The sequence below is a fragment of the Synechococcus sp. LTW-G genome (genome assembly GCF_054459035.1).
Window position 1 is genome coordinate 189,963 of record NZ_JBTKYW010000002.1, and the last position, 15,207, is coordinate 205,169.

Below are 15,207 nucleotides of genomic sequence, written 5' to 3' on the forward strand. Positions count from 1 at the left end.
GATCAGGCCTCGGTGGTGGCCGCCTCGGCGTCGTCGGCCTTGGCTTTTTTCTTCGCAGCCGGCTTCGCTTTGGCCTTGGGCTTCTCCTCGGAGGCCTCAGCTGCCTTCTCTGTGACGGTGGAGTTGCTCTCGAGCCAGCCCAGGAGCTTCTCGCGCATCAGATCCTCCTGAACCGCTTGGCGCAGACGGTTGGGATCAATGCGGGAGCTGTCGCTGAAGCCCCGGCTCAGTTCCTTGACCTTGGCGTCAATCTCGCTGGCTTCCAGTTCCAATTTCTCGGCAGCGGCGAGGGCCTTGAGGGCCAGGCTGCGCTTCAGTCGCTCCTCAGCTTCAGGGCGGGAGCTTTCGCGCAGGCTTTGGATCAGCTGAGGGGTGAAGAGCTTTTTGACGTCCATCCCTTGCTGGGCCAGTTGGCCAGCGGTTTGCTCCAGGAGGGTGACGATTTCCTCTTGGACGAGGGTCTCGGGCAGTTCCACCTCCAGTTGCTCCACCAGGGCGGCGAGCAGGGCGTCGTGGCGGTTGGACTGGTGGCGGCGCTCGGCGTCTTCCTTCAGTCGGGTCTCTAGATCGCTGCGCAGTTCGGCCAGGGTTTCTTTGTCGCTGGCCTGCTGGGCGAAGGCGTCATCGAGGGCCGGCAGCTCACGGCTCTTCAGTTCGCTCAGGGTGATGTCGAAGCTGGCTTTGCGGCCGGCTGCATCCTCCTGGGCGTAATCCTCGGGGAACTCGCACTTGATGGTTTTGCTGTCGCCAGCCTTCATGCCGATCACCCCTTCCACGAAGCCGGGGATCATGCGGCCCTCTTCCAGCTCCACCTCCATGGCGTCGCCGCTTCCGCCTTCGATGGCTTCGCCGTTGTCGCTGTAGGTGCCCTTGAAGCTCAGGACTGCCACATCACCGGCGGCCGCGGCGCGGCCTTCGACCGGCACCAGGGTGGCCATCTGACGGCGGGACTGCTCGATCAGCTCATCGACGCGAGCTGGATCGAAGCTCACGGATTCAGCTTCAGCCTTCAGGCCTTTGGTGCTCTTGAGCTTCGGAGTGGGCTCCACATCCATCTCAAGGGTCAAGGTCAGTTCCTGACCGGGCTCAAAGCGCTCGAGCAGGGACTCGAAGCCACCGTCCAGGGCGGGTTGGCCGATGGCGGGGATCTCGGCTTGTTTCAGAGCGTCCTTGAAAACGCTGTCGACCAGAGACTCCAGGGCGGTGGCCCGAATCTGCAGGGGGCCGATTTGCTGCATCAGCACAGCGCGGGGCACCTTGCCCTTGCGGAAGCCTGGGAGTTTCACGCTGCGGCTCAGCTTCTCGACAGCCGCGTTGTGGCTCCCTTGGGTGCGTTCACCAGGAACGGCGATCTCGATGGCCATCCGGCTGCCGGGACGGGCGCTGGTGCTCAGCTTCAGGTCTGCCTGTTTGGCAGTGGCTTTACTGGCGGTGCTAGCGGCAGGGCTCATGGATGTGATCGAGACGGCGGGCCGATGGGTCGGCTGGGGCAGCCCACGATCCTAATTAGTCACCTGTGACGAGCTCCAACAGGGCTGTACGCCCTCGGCGTTGGCCACGTATTGTCTTGATCAAGAACCAGTGACCTGAAGAGTTTTGTGGCGGTGTCCCTCGGGACTCCGAGCAGCTTCTGCAGGTTGTGCATCCGCCTTTACCGGGATGCTCCACCGTTCGTCTTTCTCGGTCTTGGGTTCGTTGATCGCGCTCACCGTTGATTTTTCGCTCCACACCTTTTCTCCTTCCACCTCCCTCTGCTGATCGACGCTTCTGATTCAGCCTTTCCCCGTTTCAGCCCTTCTCTCTGTTTGACGGATTCCACCTCCGAGTGAGGCCCTGTTCAGATCCCAAGGCATAGAGCTCTCCTTATCCCTTGCACCTCCGTTGACTTCCACCGACGTCCGTTCGCTACCCAGCCGTCCCCTGCATGTCGCCGTTCTTGGGGCGACGGGTGCCGTCGGCCAAGAGTTGTTGACCTTGCTCCAAGAGCGGGCGTTCCCCGTTGGTCAACTCACCCTGCTGGCCTCGCCGCGTTCGGCCGGACAAACCCTGGAATGGAACGGCCAGGTCCTGACGATTCAGCCCGTGAGTGCTGAGGCCTTCGCGGGCGTTGATGTGGTCCTGGCTTCGGCCGGTGGCTCCGTGTCCAAGCAGTGGGCGCCTGTGGCGGCTGCGGCTGGTGCAGTGGTCATCGACAACTCCAGCGCCTTTCGCATGGATGCTGGCGTTCCTCTGGTGGTGCCAGAGGTGAATCCCCATGAGGCTTTCCGCCATCAAGGGGTGATCGCGAATCCCAACTGCACCACGATTTTGATGACCCTGGCCTTGGCGCCTTTGGCCGCCCGCCGGGCCATGCGCCGTGTTGTGGTCAGCACCTACCAATCCGCCAGTGGTGCCGGAGCCCGTGCCATGGAGGAGCTCAGTGAGCTCAGTCGCACTGTCCTCGACGGTGGCACGCCCATGAGCAGTGTTCTGCCCTACTCCCTGGCGTTCAATCTCTTCCTGCACAACTCTCCTCTTCAGGACAACGGCTACTGCGAAGAGGAGCTCAAGATGGTCAATGAAACCCGCAAGATCATGGCTTTGCCGGATCTGCGTATTTCGGCCACCTGCGTTCGCGTTCCGGTTCTGCGGGCCCACTCCGAAGCGATCAACATCGAGTTCTGCGAGCCCTTCCCCGTCGAGGAGGCGCGGACGTTGCTCAAGGACGCCCCCGGCGTTGAGCTGATTGAAGACTTCAGCTCGAATCGCTTCCCCATGCCCACGGACGTCACCGGGCGTGATCCGGTGGCCGTTGGACGTATCCGCCAGGACCTCAGCGAACCCAACGCCCTCGAGCTCTGGCTGTGCGGTGACCAGATCCGCAAGGGGGCGGCCCTCAACGCGATTCAGATCGCTGAGTTACTGCTTGATCCGGTGGCCGCTGCCGCCGCTGCTCAGGCCCCAGCTGGAGCGTCGGCATGAGCAAGGCCTTGACACCAGGCGCCCACTCCCCTGCCCCCTTTGGTCGTGTGATCACCGCGATGATCACTCCCTTCGCGGCCGATGGCTCGGTGGACCTGCCGATGGCGGCCAAGCTGGCGAGCCATCTGGTGGAGCACGGTTCCGATGGTCTGGTGATTTGTGGCACCACCGGCGAGTCCCCCACCTTGAGTTGGGATGAACAGCACCAACTGTTCTCCGCCGTGAAGGAGGCCGTCGGTGCCCGCGCCAAGGTGTTGGCGGGAACGGGCAGTAATTGCACGGCCGAGGCCGTGGAGGCCATCGCCGAAGCGGCAGCCCTCGGTGCCGATGGCGCCCTGGTCGTCGTGCCCTACTACAACAAGCCTCCCCAGGAAGGCCTTGAGGCCCATTTCCGGGCCGTGGCCCAGGCGGCGCCCCAGACGCCATTGATGCTTTACAACATTCCTGGACGCACCGGTTGCAGCCTCAATCCAGAGACCGCCGCACGGTTGATGGATTGTCCGAACGTGGTCAGCTTCAAGGCCGCGAGCGGCACGACTGAGGAGGTCAGCGCCCTGCGTGCGGTCTGCGGCGAGCGTCTGGCGATCTACAGCGGTGACGATGCGCTGACACTGCCGATGATGGCCGTCGGCGCCGTTGGTGTGGTCAGCGTGGCTAGCCACATTGCAGGCGATCAGATCCAGCGCATGGTCCAGGCCTTCCTGGCCGGAGAACTCAGTGCCGCCCTGGCCGTGCATGAGCAACTGCTTCCGCTCTGCAAGGCCCTCTTCTGCACCACCAATCCCATTCCCGTGAAGGCGGCTTTGGAACTGAGCGGTTGGCCCGTTGGTGCCCCACGTCTTCCTTTGGTTTCTGCATCGAGCGATGTGCGCGAACAACTCACCTCCGTCCTGGCAGCCCTGCGTCCCACTTGACGCCAAGGCCGACCTGACCTGTTGCTGAGCAACCCCTTTCTCAACGTTTGTTCCCCGTGCGGCTGAGCCGCCTCCCCTTTTCTGAATGACTTCTCAAACCCCTGGCCGTAACGGCGCCGCTAAGCAGCCCCACCTGCGGGTGATCCCCCTCGGTGGCCTCCACGAGATCGGCAAGAACACCTGTGTGTTCGAGTACGGCGACGACATCATGCTCGTGGATGCCGGCCTGGCCTTCCCCAGTGATGGCATGCACGGCGTGAACGTCGTGATGCCCGACACCAGCTATCTCAAGGAGAACCAGAAGCGCATCCGCGGCATGATCGTGACCCACGGTCACGAGGACCACATCGGTGGTATTTCCCACCACCTCAAGAACTTCAACATCCCGGTGATCTATGGCCCCCGGCTGGCCATGTCGATGCTCCAGGGAAAGATGGAAGAGGCCGGCGTCACCGACCGCACCACCATTCAGACCGTGGGTCCGCGGGACGTGGTGAAGGTGGGCCAGCACTTCTCGGTCGAGTTCATCCGCAATACCCACTCGATGGCGGACAGCTTCTCGCTGGCCATCACCACTCCGGTGGGGACAATCATCTTCACGGGTGACTTCAAGTTCGACCACACCCCGGTCGACGGTGAGTATTTCGATATGGCCCGCCTCGCCCACCACGGCGAGCAGGGTGTCCTCTGCCTGTTCAGTGACTCCACCAACGCTGAGGTCCCTGGCTTCTGTCCTCCTGAGCGCTCGGTCTTCCCCGCCCTCGATCGCCATATCGCCCAGGCCGAAGGCCGGGTGATCATCACCACCTTTGCGAGCTCTATCCATCGCGTCGCGATGATCCTCGAGCTGGCCATGAAGAACGGCCGCAAGGTCGGCCTCCTGGGCCGCTCCATGCTCAACGTGATCGCCAAGGCCCGTGAATTGGGCTACATGCGCGCTCCGGATGATCTGTTTGTCCCGATCAAGCAAATCCGTGATCTGCCCGATCGCGAGACCCTGTTGCTGATGACCGGTAGCCAGGGTGAGCCCTTGGCTGCCCTGAGCCGCATCTCCCGTGGCGAGCACCCCCAGGTGCAGGTCAAGAGCAGCGACACGATCATCTTCTCCGCCAGCCCGATCCCGGGGAACACCATCTCCGTGGTGAACACCATCGACCGGCTGATGATGCTGGGCGCGAAGGTCGTCTACGGCAAGGGCGAGGGCATCCACGTCTCTGGCCACGGCTTCCAGGAGGACCAGAAGCTGATGCTGGCCCTCACCCGTCCCAAGTTCTTCGTGCCGGTGCACGGCGAGCACCGCATGCTCGTCTGCCACAGCAAGACCGCCCAGTCCATGGGCGTTCCGGCCGACAACATGCTGATCATCGACAACGGAGATGTTGTTGAACTGACGGCCGATTCGATCAAGAAGGGCGAGCCCGTTAAGGCGGGCATCGAACTGCTCGACGCCTCCCGCAATGGCATCGTCGATGCCCGTGTTCTCAAAGAGCGTCAGCAGCTCGCCGACGACGGCGTCATCACGATGCTCGCCGTGATCAGCACCGATGGTGTGATGGCGGCGCCTCCGCGGGTCAACCTGCGGGGCGTGGTCACCGCCGCGGATCCCCGCAAGCTCAGCCTTTGGACCGAGCGGGAAATCACCTGGGTGCTCGAGAACCGCTGGCAGCAACTGTCCCGGAACACCGGCGGCAAGGCTCCGGAAGTCGACTGGATGGGCGTCCAGCGCGAAATCGAAGTGGGTCTGCAGCGTCGCCTGCGCCGCGAATTGCAAGTTGAGCCGCTGATCATCTGCCTGGTGCAGCCCGCCCCTGGTGGCACCCCGGCCTACAAGGGCCGTGCGGATGCAGAGCCCGACACCCGTCCGGCCCCCCGCGGTCGCCGCGACGGCAACCGTGACCGGGATCGGGATCGCACGCCCCGCCGTGAACTGGCTCCCGTCGGTGCTGCCGCCTCCGCCGCTTCGGCTGCCCCTGCGCCTGCGCCGGTGAAGGCTGCTCCTGTTGCGGCTGCTCCCAAGGTCGAGGAACCTGAAATCGCCGGCCGCACCCGTCGTCGCCGCTCCGCCGCGAGCTGACTGCTGCTGCGGCCCTAGGGCCGTTTCAGCCTGAAGAACCGTCTCCAGTTGCTCCCCTCATGGAGGGGCTCCTGGGGGCGGTTTTCGCTGAAGGGCAGCTCCACCACCAGGTTGCCTTGGCTGTAGTCGGGCCACTCGGGATGGGCCTCAGGCTCGCTGGTCTCCACCGAGACCTCTTCCAGGGCGTTCTCTGGGATCTCCTCAGGATCCCCTGATGTCATGTCTTCCATGGGCGCGGGTTCATCGGCGAGGACCTCGACGTTGGGTGCGGCATCGCCCCAGGGCGTTGCAGGCGAGCCGTCAATCACCGTCGGCGTTGCGATGACGGGCGGAGCTTCACTGGCGGGTACCTCAGTCCAGGCCGCCTGCAGGGCGGTGAGGGCCTCCTGGGGTTCGCTGAGTTGGTTGAGCCAGGGGGTGGCAGGAAGTTCGGGCAGATCCCCAATGGCTTGCTGGGAGCTGGGCTCCTCCTGGGCTGCTGGTTGCAGTTGACAGCGCTGGAGCCCGGCCTGGGCGAGGTCCACCAGGGTGGAGTGGGCCGTGCTGCCCGCCACCGCTTGGTAGTAGGCCTGGGCGACCTGGGGCTGCCCCAGTCCGTAGAGGTGAATGTGACCCGTTAGCAGCTGGAGCCGGCTGAGGACGGTTTCTGACTCAGGCCCAGAGGCGCTGCCTTGCAGCTCGTGCAGCAAGGCCTCAGCTCCCTGGAGCGCATCACTGAAGCGCCCTTCTCCGTAGGCCCGTTCGATGGCTGCGTAGCGATCACTGCTTGCGCTGCTCATGGCGTTGCGCCGTTCCCGTTCCGGTTTAGGTCGTTTCGCCAGACCTGGCCGCGCTTTTTCAGGGCTCCAGCCAGATCAGCTCGCGGTTCCAGCGCAGGGAGCGCCCCCGGCTGAGATCCCACTGGCCAGGACCGCAGTGGGGCGGCAGGCGATGGAGGAGCTGCTCCAGCTGTTCCGCGTTGCCCAGCCTGAGGCCCTGGCGGGTCAGCCAGTGGTGCAGCAGTAGCCGTTGATTGCTGAGGGTCAGGCCGCTGAGGGGGCGTCGCTTTAACGCCGGCTGAGCCTGGGTTGTTTCGGTTTGCAGGCTGCCCAGGGCGAGATCCACCAACTGCTCGCCGCCGTCCTGCTCTTGGGCCAGCCGTTCGCTCAGTTGGCTGATGCGTTCGCTGGCTCCGGGGTGGAGGGCCTCGAGCACAGGCAGCACCTCGTGGCGGATCCGATTGCGACTGAAGCGCGGGTCGCTGTTGCTGGGGTCCAGCCAAATCGGCAGGCCCAGCTGCTGGCAGAGCTGGACGGTGTCACTGCGGGAGAACCCCAGCAGTGGGCGGACCAGCTCAATCGTGCCGCTGAGCGTGCGCCGTTGCCGGAGGCTGGAGAGGCCGCGGCGATGGCTGCCGCGGGCGAGCTGGAGCAGGACCGTCTCGCTGCGGTCGCTGGCGGTGTGTCCGGTGACGACCCTGCGGCAGCCCAGGCGCTGGGCGTGGGTCTGGAGCTGCCCATAACGCCAGTCGCGGGCTGAGGCTTCATCCGTCTTTGGACTCTCCCAGTCGTCGACCTGGATCGGCAGGCCCTGGTCCTGGGCCCAGGCCTGGAGTTCGCGGGCCTGCTGCTCGGCTTCAGGGCGCCAACCGTGGTTGCCATGCCAGAGCTGCAGCTGCCAGTGGTGGAGACGTTTCAGGTCGTTCAGGAGCCCCACCAAGGCCATGGAGTCTTGGCCACCGGAGACGGCCAGCAGCAGGGGTTCCCCGTCGGGCAGCAGATCCTGCTGCTGGAGCAGCTGCTGATGCAGGCGCCGATGCAGATCACTCCAGCGTTCAGCCATACCCCCAGCCTGATTCGCCCTGGCCCAGCGTGTGAGAATCGCAAAACTCCATCTGTACTGGCATGTCCCGCCTCGATCGGCTGCCCGCTTCCCTGCGCATGGCCCTGGCCGAGAAGCGCGCTCTCAAGGTGATTGCTGGCCTCACCAACTTTGACGCCGCCAGCGTCGAGCGCATCAGCCGTGCGGCTGGCCTCGGTGGTGCGGATCTGATCGACGTGGCCTGTGATGCTGAGCTGGTGCAGCTGGCCGCCTCGGTCTCGGGCCTGCCCATCTGCGTGAGCGCTGTCGATCCTGAGCTGTTCCCCGCCGCCGTGGCCGCCGGTGCCGCCATGGTCGAGATCGGCAACTACGACGCCTTCTATCCCCTCGGCCGCATCTTTGATGCCGCTGAGGTGCTCTCCATCACCCGTCGCACCCGCGAGCTGCTGCCCGAGGTGGTGCTGAGCGTGACCGTCCCCCACGTGCTGCCCATCGACCAACAGGAGCAGCTCGCCGCTGATCTGGTGGCCGCCGGTGCCGACATCATCCAGACCGAAGGTGGCACCAGTGCAAAGCCTTTCAGTGCCGGCAGCCTCGGCCTGATCGAGAAGGCCGCTCCCACCCTGGCCGCTGCCCACAGCATCAGCCGCGCCGTTTCCGTGCCGGTGCTCTGCGCTTCTGGCCTGTCTTCCGTCACCGTGCCGATGGCGATCGCCTCCGGTGCCGCTGGCGTGGGCGTCGGCTCCGCCGTCAACAAGCTCAACGATGAGCTGGCCATGGTCGCCGTGGTTCGTGGCCTGCGCGAGGCCCTCGGCACCACCGTCAAGGCAGCCGTCTGATCCTCAAGGCATGACCGCTTTGGACGTCACCCATGCCCTCCGGGGCATGGGTTTTTTGTTGGTTCGGCAGCCACGCCGCCTGGGCGGTTGTCCGAGAATGCCCCGATGCCTAACCCGTTTGAAATCCACGCTCCCTACGAGCCCAAGGGGGATCAGCCCGAGGCGATCAAGGCGCTGGTGGCTGGCGTGGAATCAGGCGAGCGCTATCAGACCCTGTTGGGTGCGACGGGAACTGGCAAGACCTTCACCATCGCCAATGTGATTGCCAAGACCGGCCGGCCGGCCTTGGTCTTGGCCCATAACAAAACCCTGGCGGCCCAGCTCTGCAATGAGCTCAGGGAGTTCTTCCCGAAGAACGCCGTTGAGTACTTCATCTCCTACTACGACTATTACCAGCCGGAGGCCTATGTGCCGGTCTCCGATACCTACATCGCCAAAACAGCCTCGATCAACGAAGAGATCGACATGCTGCGGCACTCCGCGACCCGCTCTCTCTTTGAGCGCCGTGATGTGATCGTGGTGGCCTCCATTAGCTGTATCTACGGCCTGGGAATCCCCAGTGAGTACCTCAAGGCCGCTGTCAAATTTGAGGTGGGCGAGACCCTCAATCTCAGGAGTTCCCTGCGGGACTTGGTCAACAACCAGTATTCCCGCAACGACCTGGAGATCTCCCGTGGACGATTCCGGGTGCGGGGGGACGTGCTGGAGATCGGCCCCGCCTACGAGGACCGCCTGGTGCGGATTGAACTCTTTGGTGATGAGGTCGAGGCCATTCGCTATGTGGACCCCACCACCGGGGAAATCCTGCAGAGCCTGGAATCGATCAGCATCTATCCGGCCAAGCACTTCGTGACTCCCAAGGAGCGCCTGGAGGATGCGATCAAGGCCATTCGCTCGGAGCTGCGGGAGCGCCTGGATGTGCTCAACGAGCAGGGGAAATTGTTGGAGGCACAGCGCCTGGAGCAGCGCACCACCTACGACCTGGAGATGCTCGAGCAGGTCGGCTACTGCAATGGCGTTGAGAACTATGCGCGCCATCTGGCGGGCCGCGAGGCGGGCACACCGCCGGAGTGCCTGATCGACTATTTCCCTGAGGACTGGTTGTTGGTGGTGGATGAGTCCCACGTCACCTGCTCCCAGCTGCAGGCGATGTACAACGGCGACCAAGCGCGCAAGGGCGTGCTGATTGAGCACGGCTTCCGGCTCCCCAGTGCTGCAGACAACCGTCCGCTCAAGGGGGATGAGTTCTGGGAGAAGGCCCGGCAGAGCATTTTTGTCAGCGCCACACCCGGGGATTGGGAGCTCAAGCAGAGCGATTCCGAGGTCGTCCAACAGGTGATCCGTCCGACCGGGGTGCTGGATCCCATCGTTGAGGTGCGTCCCACCGATGGCCAGGTGGATGACCTCTTGGGTGAAATTCGCACCCGTGCCGAGAAGAAGGAGCGGGTCTTGGTCACGACCTTGACCAAGCGGATGGCGGAAGACCTCACGGACTACCTCGCTGAGAACGGCGTCCGGGTTCGCTATCTCCACTCGGAGATCCACTCGATCGAGCGGATCGAGATCATCCAGGACCTGCGCAATGGCGAGTACGACGTGCTGGTGGGTGTGAACCTGCTGCGGGAGGGCCTGGACCTGCCCGAGGTGTCCCTGGTGGCGATCCTGGATGCCGACAAGGAGGGGTTCCTGCGGGCTGAGCGCTCCTTGATTCAGACCATCGGTCGGGCCGCTCGCCACGTGGAGGGGGTGGCCCTGCTCTACGCCGACAACCTGACGGATTCGATGGCCAAGGCCATCTCAGAAACCGAGCGCAGACGCGCGATTCAGCAGGCCTACAACGAGAAGCACGGAATCACTCCGACGCCCGCGGGTAAGCGGGGCGGCAATTCGATCCTGGCTTTCTTGGAGGTCTCCAGGCGCCTGAACGACGAGCAGTTGGAGCAGGCCACCGAGCAGGCCGAGCACAACGATGTGCCGCTCGATGCCCTGCCGGAGCTGATTCAACAGCTCGAGGACAAGATGAAATCAGCGGCAAAAAATCTTGACTTTGAGGAAGCGGCCAACCTGCGCGATCGCATCAAAAGCCTGCGCCAAAAGCTAGTAGGGAAGCCCTAAGTCAGCGAAAACCGTGATGCGATCTCAGCTTGATCTTTCCCTTTTCTTCCGACTTCGCCCCTGGAATCGCGGCTAAAGGTGAGCTAATCGCCGAGGAGGCGAATTGGGTTACTACTTGCTCCATCTCCATTTGCATGGCCTGTTCCGCGGCCATGACCTGGAGCTGGGACGTGATGCAGATACCGGTGGTCAGACGACCTATGTGCTCGAGCTGGCCAAAGGATTAGCGGCTCGCCCGGAGGTCGACCGCGTCGATGTCGTCACCCGTTTGATTCAGGACAAGCGGGTTTCCGCTGATTACGCCCAGGCCCATGAGCCGCTGGCTGACGGCGCCAACATCGTTCGCTTCCCCTGCGGACCGCGGCGCTACCTGCGCAAGGAACTGCTCTGGCCCTATCTCGACGAGATGGCCGATGCGGTCACGGCCCACATTGCGGCTCAGCCGCAGCGTCCGAATTGGATCCACGCCCACTACGCCGATGCCGGCTATGTGGGGGCCTTGGTATCCCAAAGGCTTGGGATCCCCTTGGTCTTCACCGGTCACTCCCTGGGCCGCGAGAAGCAGCGGCGCCTGCTCGAAGGCGGCCTGACCCATGAGCAGATCGAGCAGACCTATGCCATTGGCCGTCGCATTGACGCCGAAGAGCGTGCCTTGGCCCAGGCCTCCCTGGTGATCACCAGCACCCAGCAGGAAGCCCAGCACCAGTACGCCCGCTACAACCGCTTTGAGGCGGAGCAGGCCTGTGTCGTGCCCCCTGGGGTGGACGCCCAGCGCTTCCACCCGGTGGCGATGCCTGGCGAGGCGTCCGATGTGGAGGCCCTAATGGAGCCATTCCTGCGGGAGCCCAACAAGTCACCGCTGCTCACGATCTGCCGCGCGGTTCGCCGCAAGAACGTCCCGGCTCTGGTGGAGGCCTATGGCCGCTCCGCCCTACTGCAGGAGCGCCACAACCTCGTCCTGGTGCTGGGCTGCCGTGAGGATCCCCGCTCGCTCGAGAAGCAGCAGCGGGATCAGTTCCAGCAGATTTTTGAGCTGGTGGATCGCTTTGATCTCTACGGCAAGGTCGCCTATCCCAAGCACCACCGCGGTGAGCAGATCCCTGCGATCTATCGCTGGGCGGCACAGCGCTGCGGAATCTTCGTCAACCCGGCCCTGACGGAGCCCTTTGGTTTGACCCTGCTGGAGGCGGCGGCCTGCGGGCTGCCCTTGGTCAGCACCGATGACGGGGGGCCGCGGGACATCCTGCAGCGCTGCTCCAACGGCCAGCTGGCGGATGTGACCGATCTGGATGTGCTGCAGCAAGCCCTGGAAGAGGCGGGTGCTGATCTCGATCGCTGGCGCTCCTGGCGCGACAACGGCATCGAGGCCATCAGCCGCAATTTCAGTTGGGATGCCCATGTCTGCAGCTACCTCGGGGAGGGCGACCGTCGTTGCACCCCCGGGGTGGTGGCTGCGTCCCCGGCCCAACCGGTGAAGGTCGAGGCTCCTCCGGTGCAACGGTTGCTCTTGCTCGATCTCGATGTCTGCCTGCAGTCGGCGCAGCCGGCTGGCCTCGAGGATCTCCGTCGCCGACTGGCCGCTGATCCCCAGTGCGGCATCGGCATGCTGAGCGGTCGCCACTTCGCTTCAGCGCGGCTGCGCTTTGCCGAATTGCATCTGCCAGAACCCCAGGTCTGGATCCTGGAGGCCGGGGCGGACCTGCGCTTTGGCGCTGAGGGCCGGCCAGATGTCAGTTGGCACCAGCACATCGCCCAGGGCTGGCAGCGCAAACGGGTCGAGCAGGTGCTCGAAGGACTCAGCCCCCGCCTGTCGTTGCAGCCGGAGGTGAATCAGGGCAGCTACAAGGTCAGCTACACCCTGGAGGCGCCCACCGCGGGGGTGCTCGAGATGGTGCGCCAGCGGTTGCGCCAGCACCGGCTGGAGGCCCGCGCCCATCTGTTCCACCATTGGTTCTTGGATGTGCTGCCGATGCGGGCGTCCAAGGCGGATGCCATTCGTCACCTCTGCCTGAACTGGGGCCTACCCCTGGATCAGGTGCTGGTGGTGGCGGCCCAGCAGGGTGATGCGGAGCTCCTGAACGGCAGCTCGCTTGGCCTGGTGGCCTCCGAGCACGACCACTCCCTGGATCAGCTGCGCCGCCGTCCGAAGGTCTTTTTCGCCTCCAGGCCTCAGGCCTGGGGTGTGCTGGAGGGTCTAGACCACTACCGCTTCTTGAGCCGCTAGGGCAGCAGGGCGTCTGGGTCTTGGCTCAGGTAGCTCTGGCGATTGGGGTTGCTGTCGGGCATCCAATAGCTGATCTCCTGGTGCCAGAACGGGACCCCCTCGACCCGGCTGGAGGCCAGTTTGGTCGTGGCCATGGCCGTGATCAGCTTGCCCATGTCGATTGGGGAGAGGTCCGTTCGCATGTCCTTGCCAGCGATCTCCATCAACTCTGGAAGTCGGGTCGCCATGACTGGGTTGGCCAGTTTGCGGAAGACCTCCCCCAGCACCAGCTTTTGGCGCTCCATTCGGCCGATGTCACCCAGCTGGTCGTGGCGGAAGCGCAGGAATCCTTCCAGTGCCTCCCCTTTGAGCAGTTGCCGTCCGGGATAGAGGTCGATGTAGAGGCCTTGGCTGTTGTCGACGTAGGCCATCCGTTTGGGGACGTCGATCTCGACGCCGCCGATGGCATCCGCCAGTCGCTGAACGGCGTTCAGGTTCAGCACCAGATAGCGGTCGACCTTGGCGGAGAGGAGCTTGCTGAGCTCCGCCTTGACCATCTCGGGGCCGCCACTGCTGTAGAGGGCGTTGGCCTTCATCACGCCGTAGCGCTCGGAGTCGATGAAGGTGTCCCTGGGGACCTGGGTGAGCTTGGTGCGGCCCTCGTCGAGATGCATCGTCAGCATCACGTCGGTGTTGGTGCTGACGTCGTCGGTCCCCAGGACGACGATGCGTCGATCGCCCGAGGCCACCGGGGCCACCAGGGATCCGATCAGCTGTTTGGGCTGATCAAAGGCTCCCATCACCACGGCGGGCAGGCCATGCAGGGCGTAGCCCAGTCCAAGGCCGGCCACGAACAGGGGCAGGCGGGGGAGCCCCTGCCGGCGCTTGACGGGTTTGGCCGGTGCCGCGGTTGGTCGCCGGCGATCCAGCGGCGTCACGTTGTCGCGGCGGCCGCGGCGCTCAGCAGGTTGGAGATCCGCTTTCCCCCGCCTGGGGTCCCGCTGCGGACTGCGCCCTTGGCGCCGGGGATTGGATTGGGCGGGGGACATAAGGCACTCAGATGAGCGCAAAGTACCTCGCGTTATCCCTTGGAGCTAGAGGGGTTTGGGCCTCTAGATCACCTGGATCTTGCCGGCGGCTTGATCGGCTTTTTGCTGTGCGTCCTTGAGGTCCGCACCGCGGGCCAGAGCTACCCCCATGCGCCGGTAGGGACGGGCGTCGGGTTTGCCAAACAGCAGCACCTGTACATCGGTTTCGGCCAGGGCCTCGTCCAGGCCGCTGAAGGTCACGCTGTCGCTTTGTCGCTCAGCCAGGATCACGCGGCTGGCGGCTGCCCCCTCGGAGCGGATCTCAGGGATGGGCAGCCCAAGGACGGCCCGCAGGTGCAGTTCAAATTCGCTCAGGTTTTGTCCGGCCAGGGTCACCAGGCCGGTGTCGTGGGGTCGGGGCGAGAGCTCGGAGAAGACCACTTCGCTGCTGCCATCGGGCAGGCGGCAGACGAAAAACTCCACGCCAAAAATGCCAGCGCCCCCGAGGTTGTCGGTGACCTCCCGTGCCATGGTCTGGGCGGCGGCCAGTTGCTCCCACTCGAGCTGGGCGGGTTGCCAGCTGCACTGGTAGTCGCCCCGCTCTTGGATATGGCCGATGGGTGGGCAGAACAGGGTGGGGCCGTTCCACTGCTTCACGGTCAGCAGGGTGATTTCCTGCTCAAAGTGGAGGAACTCCTCGACGATCACCCGGGCGCCGCTACCTCGGGCACCGGCCATGGCGGCCTCCCAGGCGGCGGGAATGCCCTCTGGACCGTCCACCACGCTTTGGCCTTTGCCGGAGGAGCTCATCACCGGCTTCACCACCACGGGCCAACCCAGGGGTGCGGCGGCCTGCGCCAATTCCTCGGCGCTGCTGGCGTAGGCGAACCGGGCCGTGCGTAGCCCCAGTTCCGTCGCGGCGAGGTCGCGGATGCGGTCGCGGTTCATGGTCACGGCCGTGGCGCGGGCCGTGGGGATCACGGTGGTGCCCTCGGCCTCCAGCTCCGCCAGGGCGTCCACGGCCAGGGCTTCGATCTCGGGGATCAGGACATCGGGTTGGTGCTGACGGACCACCGCCTTGAGCGCCTCCGGGTCCGTCATCGGTACGACTTCGGCCACATCGGCGACCTGCATCGCGGGGGCCCCGGCGTAGCGATCCACTGCGATTACACGGCAACCCAGGCGTTGCGCGGCGATGGCCACCTCTTTGCCCAATTCACCGCTGCCCAAGAGCATCAGGGTGCGGGGGAAGTTGGAGCTGGCCATGGCCGCC

11 protein-coding genes are annotated in these 15,207 nt (G+C 64.6%); 6 read left to right on the forward strand and 5 right to left on the reverse strand.

From position 1 onward, the window contains the following. Positions 1 to 2: 2 nt before the first annotated feature. On the reverse strand, positions 3 to 1,451 hold the full coding sequence (gene tig / locus ACXIQ9_RS04940; protein WP_010313902.1) for a trigger factor: 1,449 nt from the start codon (positions 1,449 to 1,451) through the stop codon (positions 3 to 5). A 430-nt stretch (positions 1,452 to 1,881) separates the two neighbouring features. Here tig and ACXIQ9_RS04945 point away from each other — a divergent pair, with 430 nt between their 5' ends. The 3 genes from ACXIQ9_RS04945 (at position 1,882) to ACXIQ9_RS04955 (ending at position 5,949) form a co-directional block, all read left to right on the forward strand. Further along, positions 1,882 to 2,961, forward strand: coding sequence for an aspartate-semialdehyde dehydrogenase (locus ACXIQ9_RS04945; RefSeq protein ID WP_459015938.1), 1,080 nt, complete (start codon positions 1,882 to 1,884; stop codon positions 2,959 to 2,961). After that, positions 2,958 to 3,875, forward strand: a complete 918-nt coding sequence (gene dapA / locus ACXIQ9_RS04950) for a 4-hydroxy-tetrahydrodipicolinate synthase (RefSeq protein WP_459015939.1) — start codon at positions 2,958 to 2,960, stop codon at positions 3,873 to 3,875. Before ACXIQ9_RS04945 ends, dapA begins: the two co-directional genes overlap by 4 nt. A gap of 85 nt (positions 3,876 to 3,960) precedes the next feature. Next, complete coding sequence (locus tag ACXIQ9_RS04955; RefSeq protein WP_459015940.1) at positions 3,961 to 5,949, forward strand: ribonuclease J; 1,989 nt, start codon at positions 3,961 to 3,963, stop codon at positions 5,947 to 5,949. A gap of 14 nt (positions 5,950 to 5,963) precedes the next feature. Here the strand turns inward: ACXIQ9_RS04955 and ACXIQ9_RS04960 are convergent, their stop codons facing one another. After that, positions 5,964 to 6,728 (reverse strand): hypothetical protein, encoded by a 765-nt coding sequence (locus ACXIQ9_RS04960; RefSeq protein ID WP_459015941.1) that lies wholly within the window; start codon positions 6,726 to 6,728, stop codon positions 5,964 to 5,966. A gap of 58 nt (positions 6,729 to 6,786) precedes the next feature. Next, positions 6,787 to 7,770: a tRNA lysidine(34) synthetase TilS gene (gene tilS / locus ACXIQ9_RS04965; RefSeq protein WP_459015942.1), complete on the reverse strand. Its 984-nt coding sequence runs from the start codon at positions 7,768 to 7,770 to the stop codon at positions 6,787 to 6,789. Positions 7,771 to 7,832: 62 nt separating this feature from the next. On the opposite strand from tilS, the gene ACXIQ9_RS04970 reads away from it, so the two are divergent. The 3 genes from ACXIQ9_RS04970 to ACXIQ9_RS04980 all read left to right on the forward strand — a co-directional run bounded on the left by ACXIQ9_RS04970 (position 7,833) and on the right by ACXIQ9_RS04980 (position 12,927). Further along, positions 7,833 to 8,588: a DUF561 domain-containing protein gene (locus ACXIQ9_RS04970; protein ID WP_459015943.1), complete on the forward strand. Its 756-nt coding sequence runs from the start codon at positions 7,833 to 7,835 to the stop codon at positions 8,586 to 8,588. Between the two features lie 105 nt (positions 8,589 to 8,693). Beyond that, positions 8,694 to 10,703, forward strand: a complete 2,010-nt coding sequence (gene uvrB / locus ACXIQ9_RS04975; RefSeq protein WP_010313886.1) for an excinuclease ABC subunit UvrB — start codon at positions 8,694 to 8,696, stop codon at positions 10,701 to 10,703. Positions 10,704 to 10,806: 103 nt separating this feature from the next. Beyond that, positions 10,807 to 12,927 carry an HAD family hydrolase gene (locus ACXIQ9_RS04980; RefSeq protein WP_459015944.1) on the forward strand — a complete coding sequence of 707 codons (2,121 nt, stop codon included), beginning with the start codon at positions 10,807 to 10,809 and terminating at the stop codon, positions 12,925 to 12,927. Here the strand turns inward: ACXIQ9_RS04980 and ACXIQ9_RS04985 are convergent. Both ACXIQ9_RS04985 and purT read right to left on the reverse strand, forming a co-directional pair. After that, complete coding sequence (locus ACXIQ9_RS04985) at positions 12,924 to 13,955, reverse strand: LCP family protein (RefSeq protein WP_459015945.1); 1,032 nt, start codon at positions 13,953 to 13,955, stop codon at positions 12,924 to 12,926. The two genes, ACXIQ9_RS04980 and ACXIQ9_RS04985, sit on opposite strands and share 4 nt — an antisense overlap. 63 nt (positions 13,956 to 14,018) lie before the next feature. Further along, positions 14,019 to 15,200 carry a formate-dependent phosphoribosylglycinamide formyltransferase gene (purT, locus tag ACXIQ9_RS04990; protein ID WP_459015946.1) on the reverse strand — a complete coding sequence of 394 codons (1,182 nt, stop codon included), beginning with the start codon at positions 15,198 to 15,200 and terminating at the stop codon, positions 14,019 to 14,021. Positions 15,201 to 15,207 lie beyond the last annotated feature (7 nt).

Coding starts and splice junctions, on each gene's coding strand:
- dapA (WP_459015939.1), top strand. CDS start 2,958: ATGAGCAAGGCCTTGACACCAGGCGCCCACTCCCCTGCCCCCTTTGGT.
- purT (WP_459015946.1), bottom strand. CDS start 15,200: ATGGCCAGCTCCAACTTCCCCCGCACCCTGATGCTCTTGGGCAGCGGT.
- tig (WP_010313902.1), bottom strand. CDS start 1,451: ATGAGCCCTGCCGCTAGCACCGCCAGTAAAGCCACTGCCAAACAGGCA.
- tilS (WP_459015942.1), bottom strand. CDS start 7,770: ATGGCTGAACGCTGGAGTGATCTGCATCGGCGCCTGCATCAGCAGCTG.
- ACXIQ9_RS04985 (WP_459015945.1), bottom strand. CDS start 13,955: ATGTCCCCCGCCCAATCCAATCCCCGGCGCCAAGGGCGCAGTCCGCAG.
- uvrB (WP_010313886.1), top strand. CDS start 8,694: ATGCCTAACCCGTTTGAAATCCACGCTCCCTACGAGCCCAAGGGGGAT.
- ACXIQ9_RS04960 (WP_459015941.1), bottom strand. CDS start 6,728: ATGAGCAGCGCAAGCAGTGATCGCTACGCAGCCATCGAACGGGCCTAC.
- ACXIQ9_RS04955 (WP_459015940.1), top strand. CDS start 3,961: ATGACTTCTCAAACCCCTGGCCGTAACGGCGCCGCTAAGCAGCCCCAC.
- ACXIQ9_RS04970 (WP_459015943.1), top strand. CDS start 7,833: ATGTCCCGCCTCGATCGGCTGCCCGCTTCCCTGCGCATGGCCCTGGCC.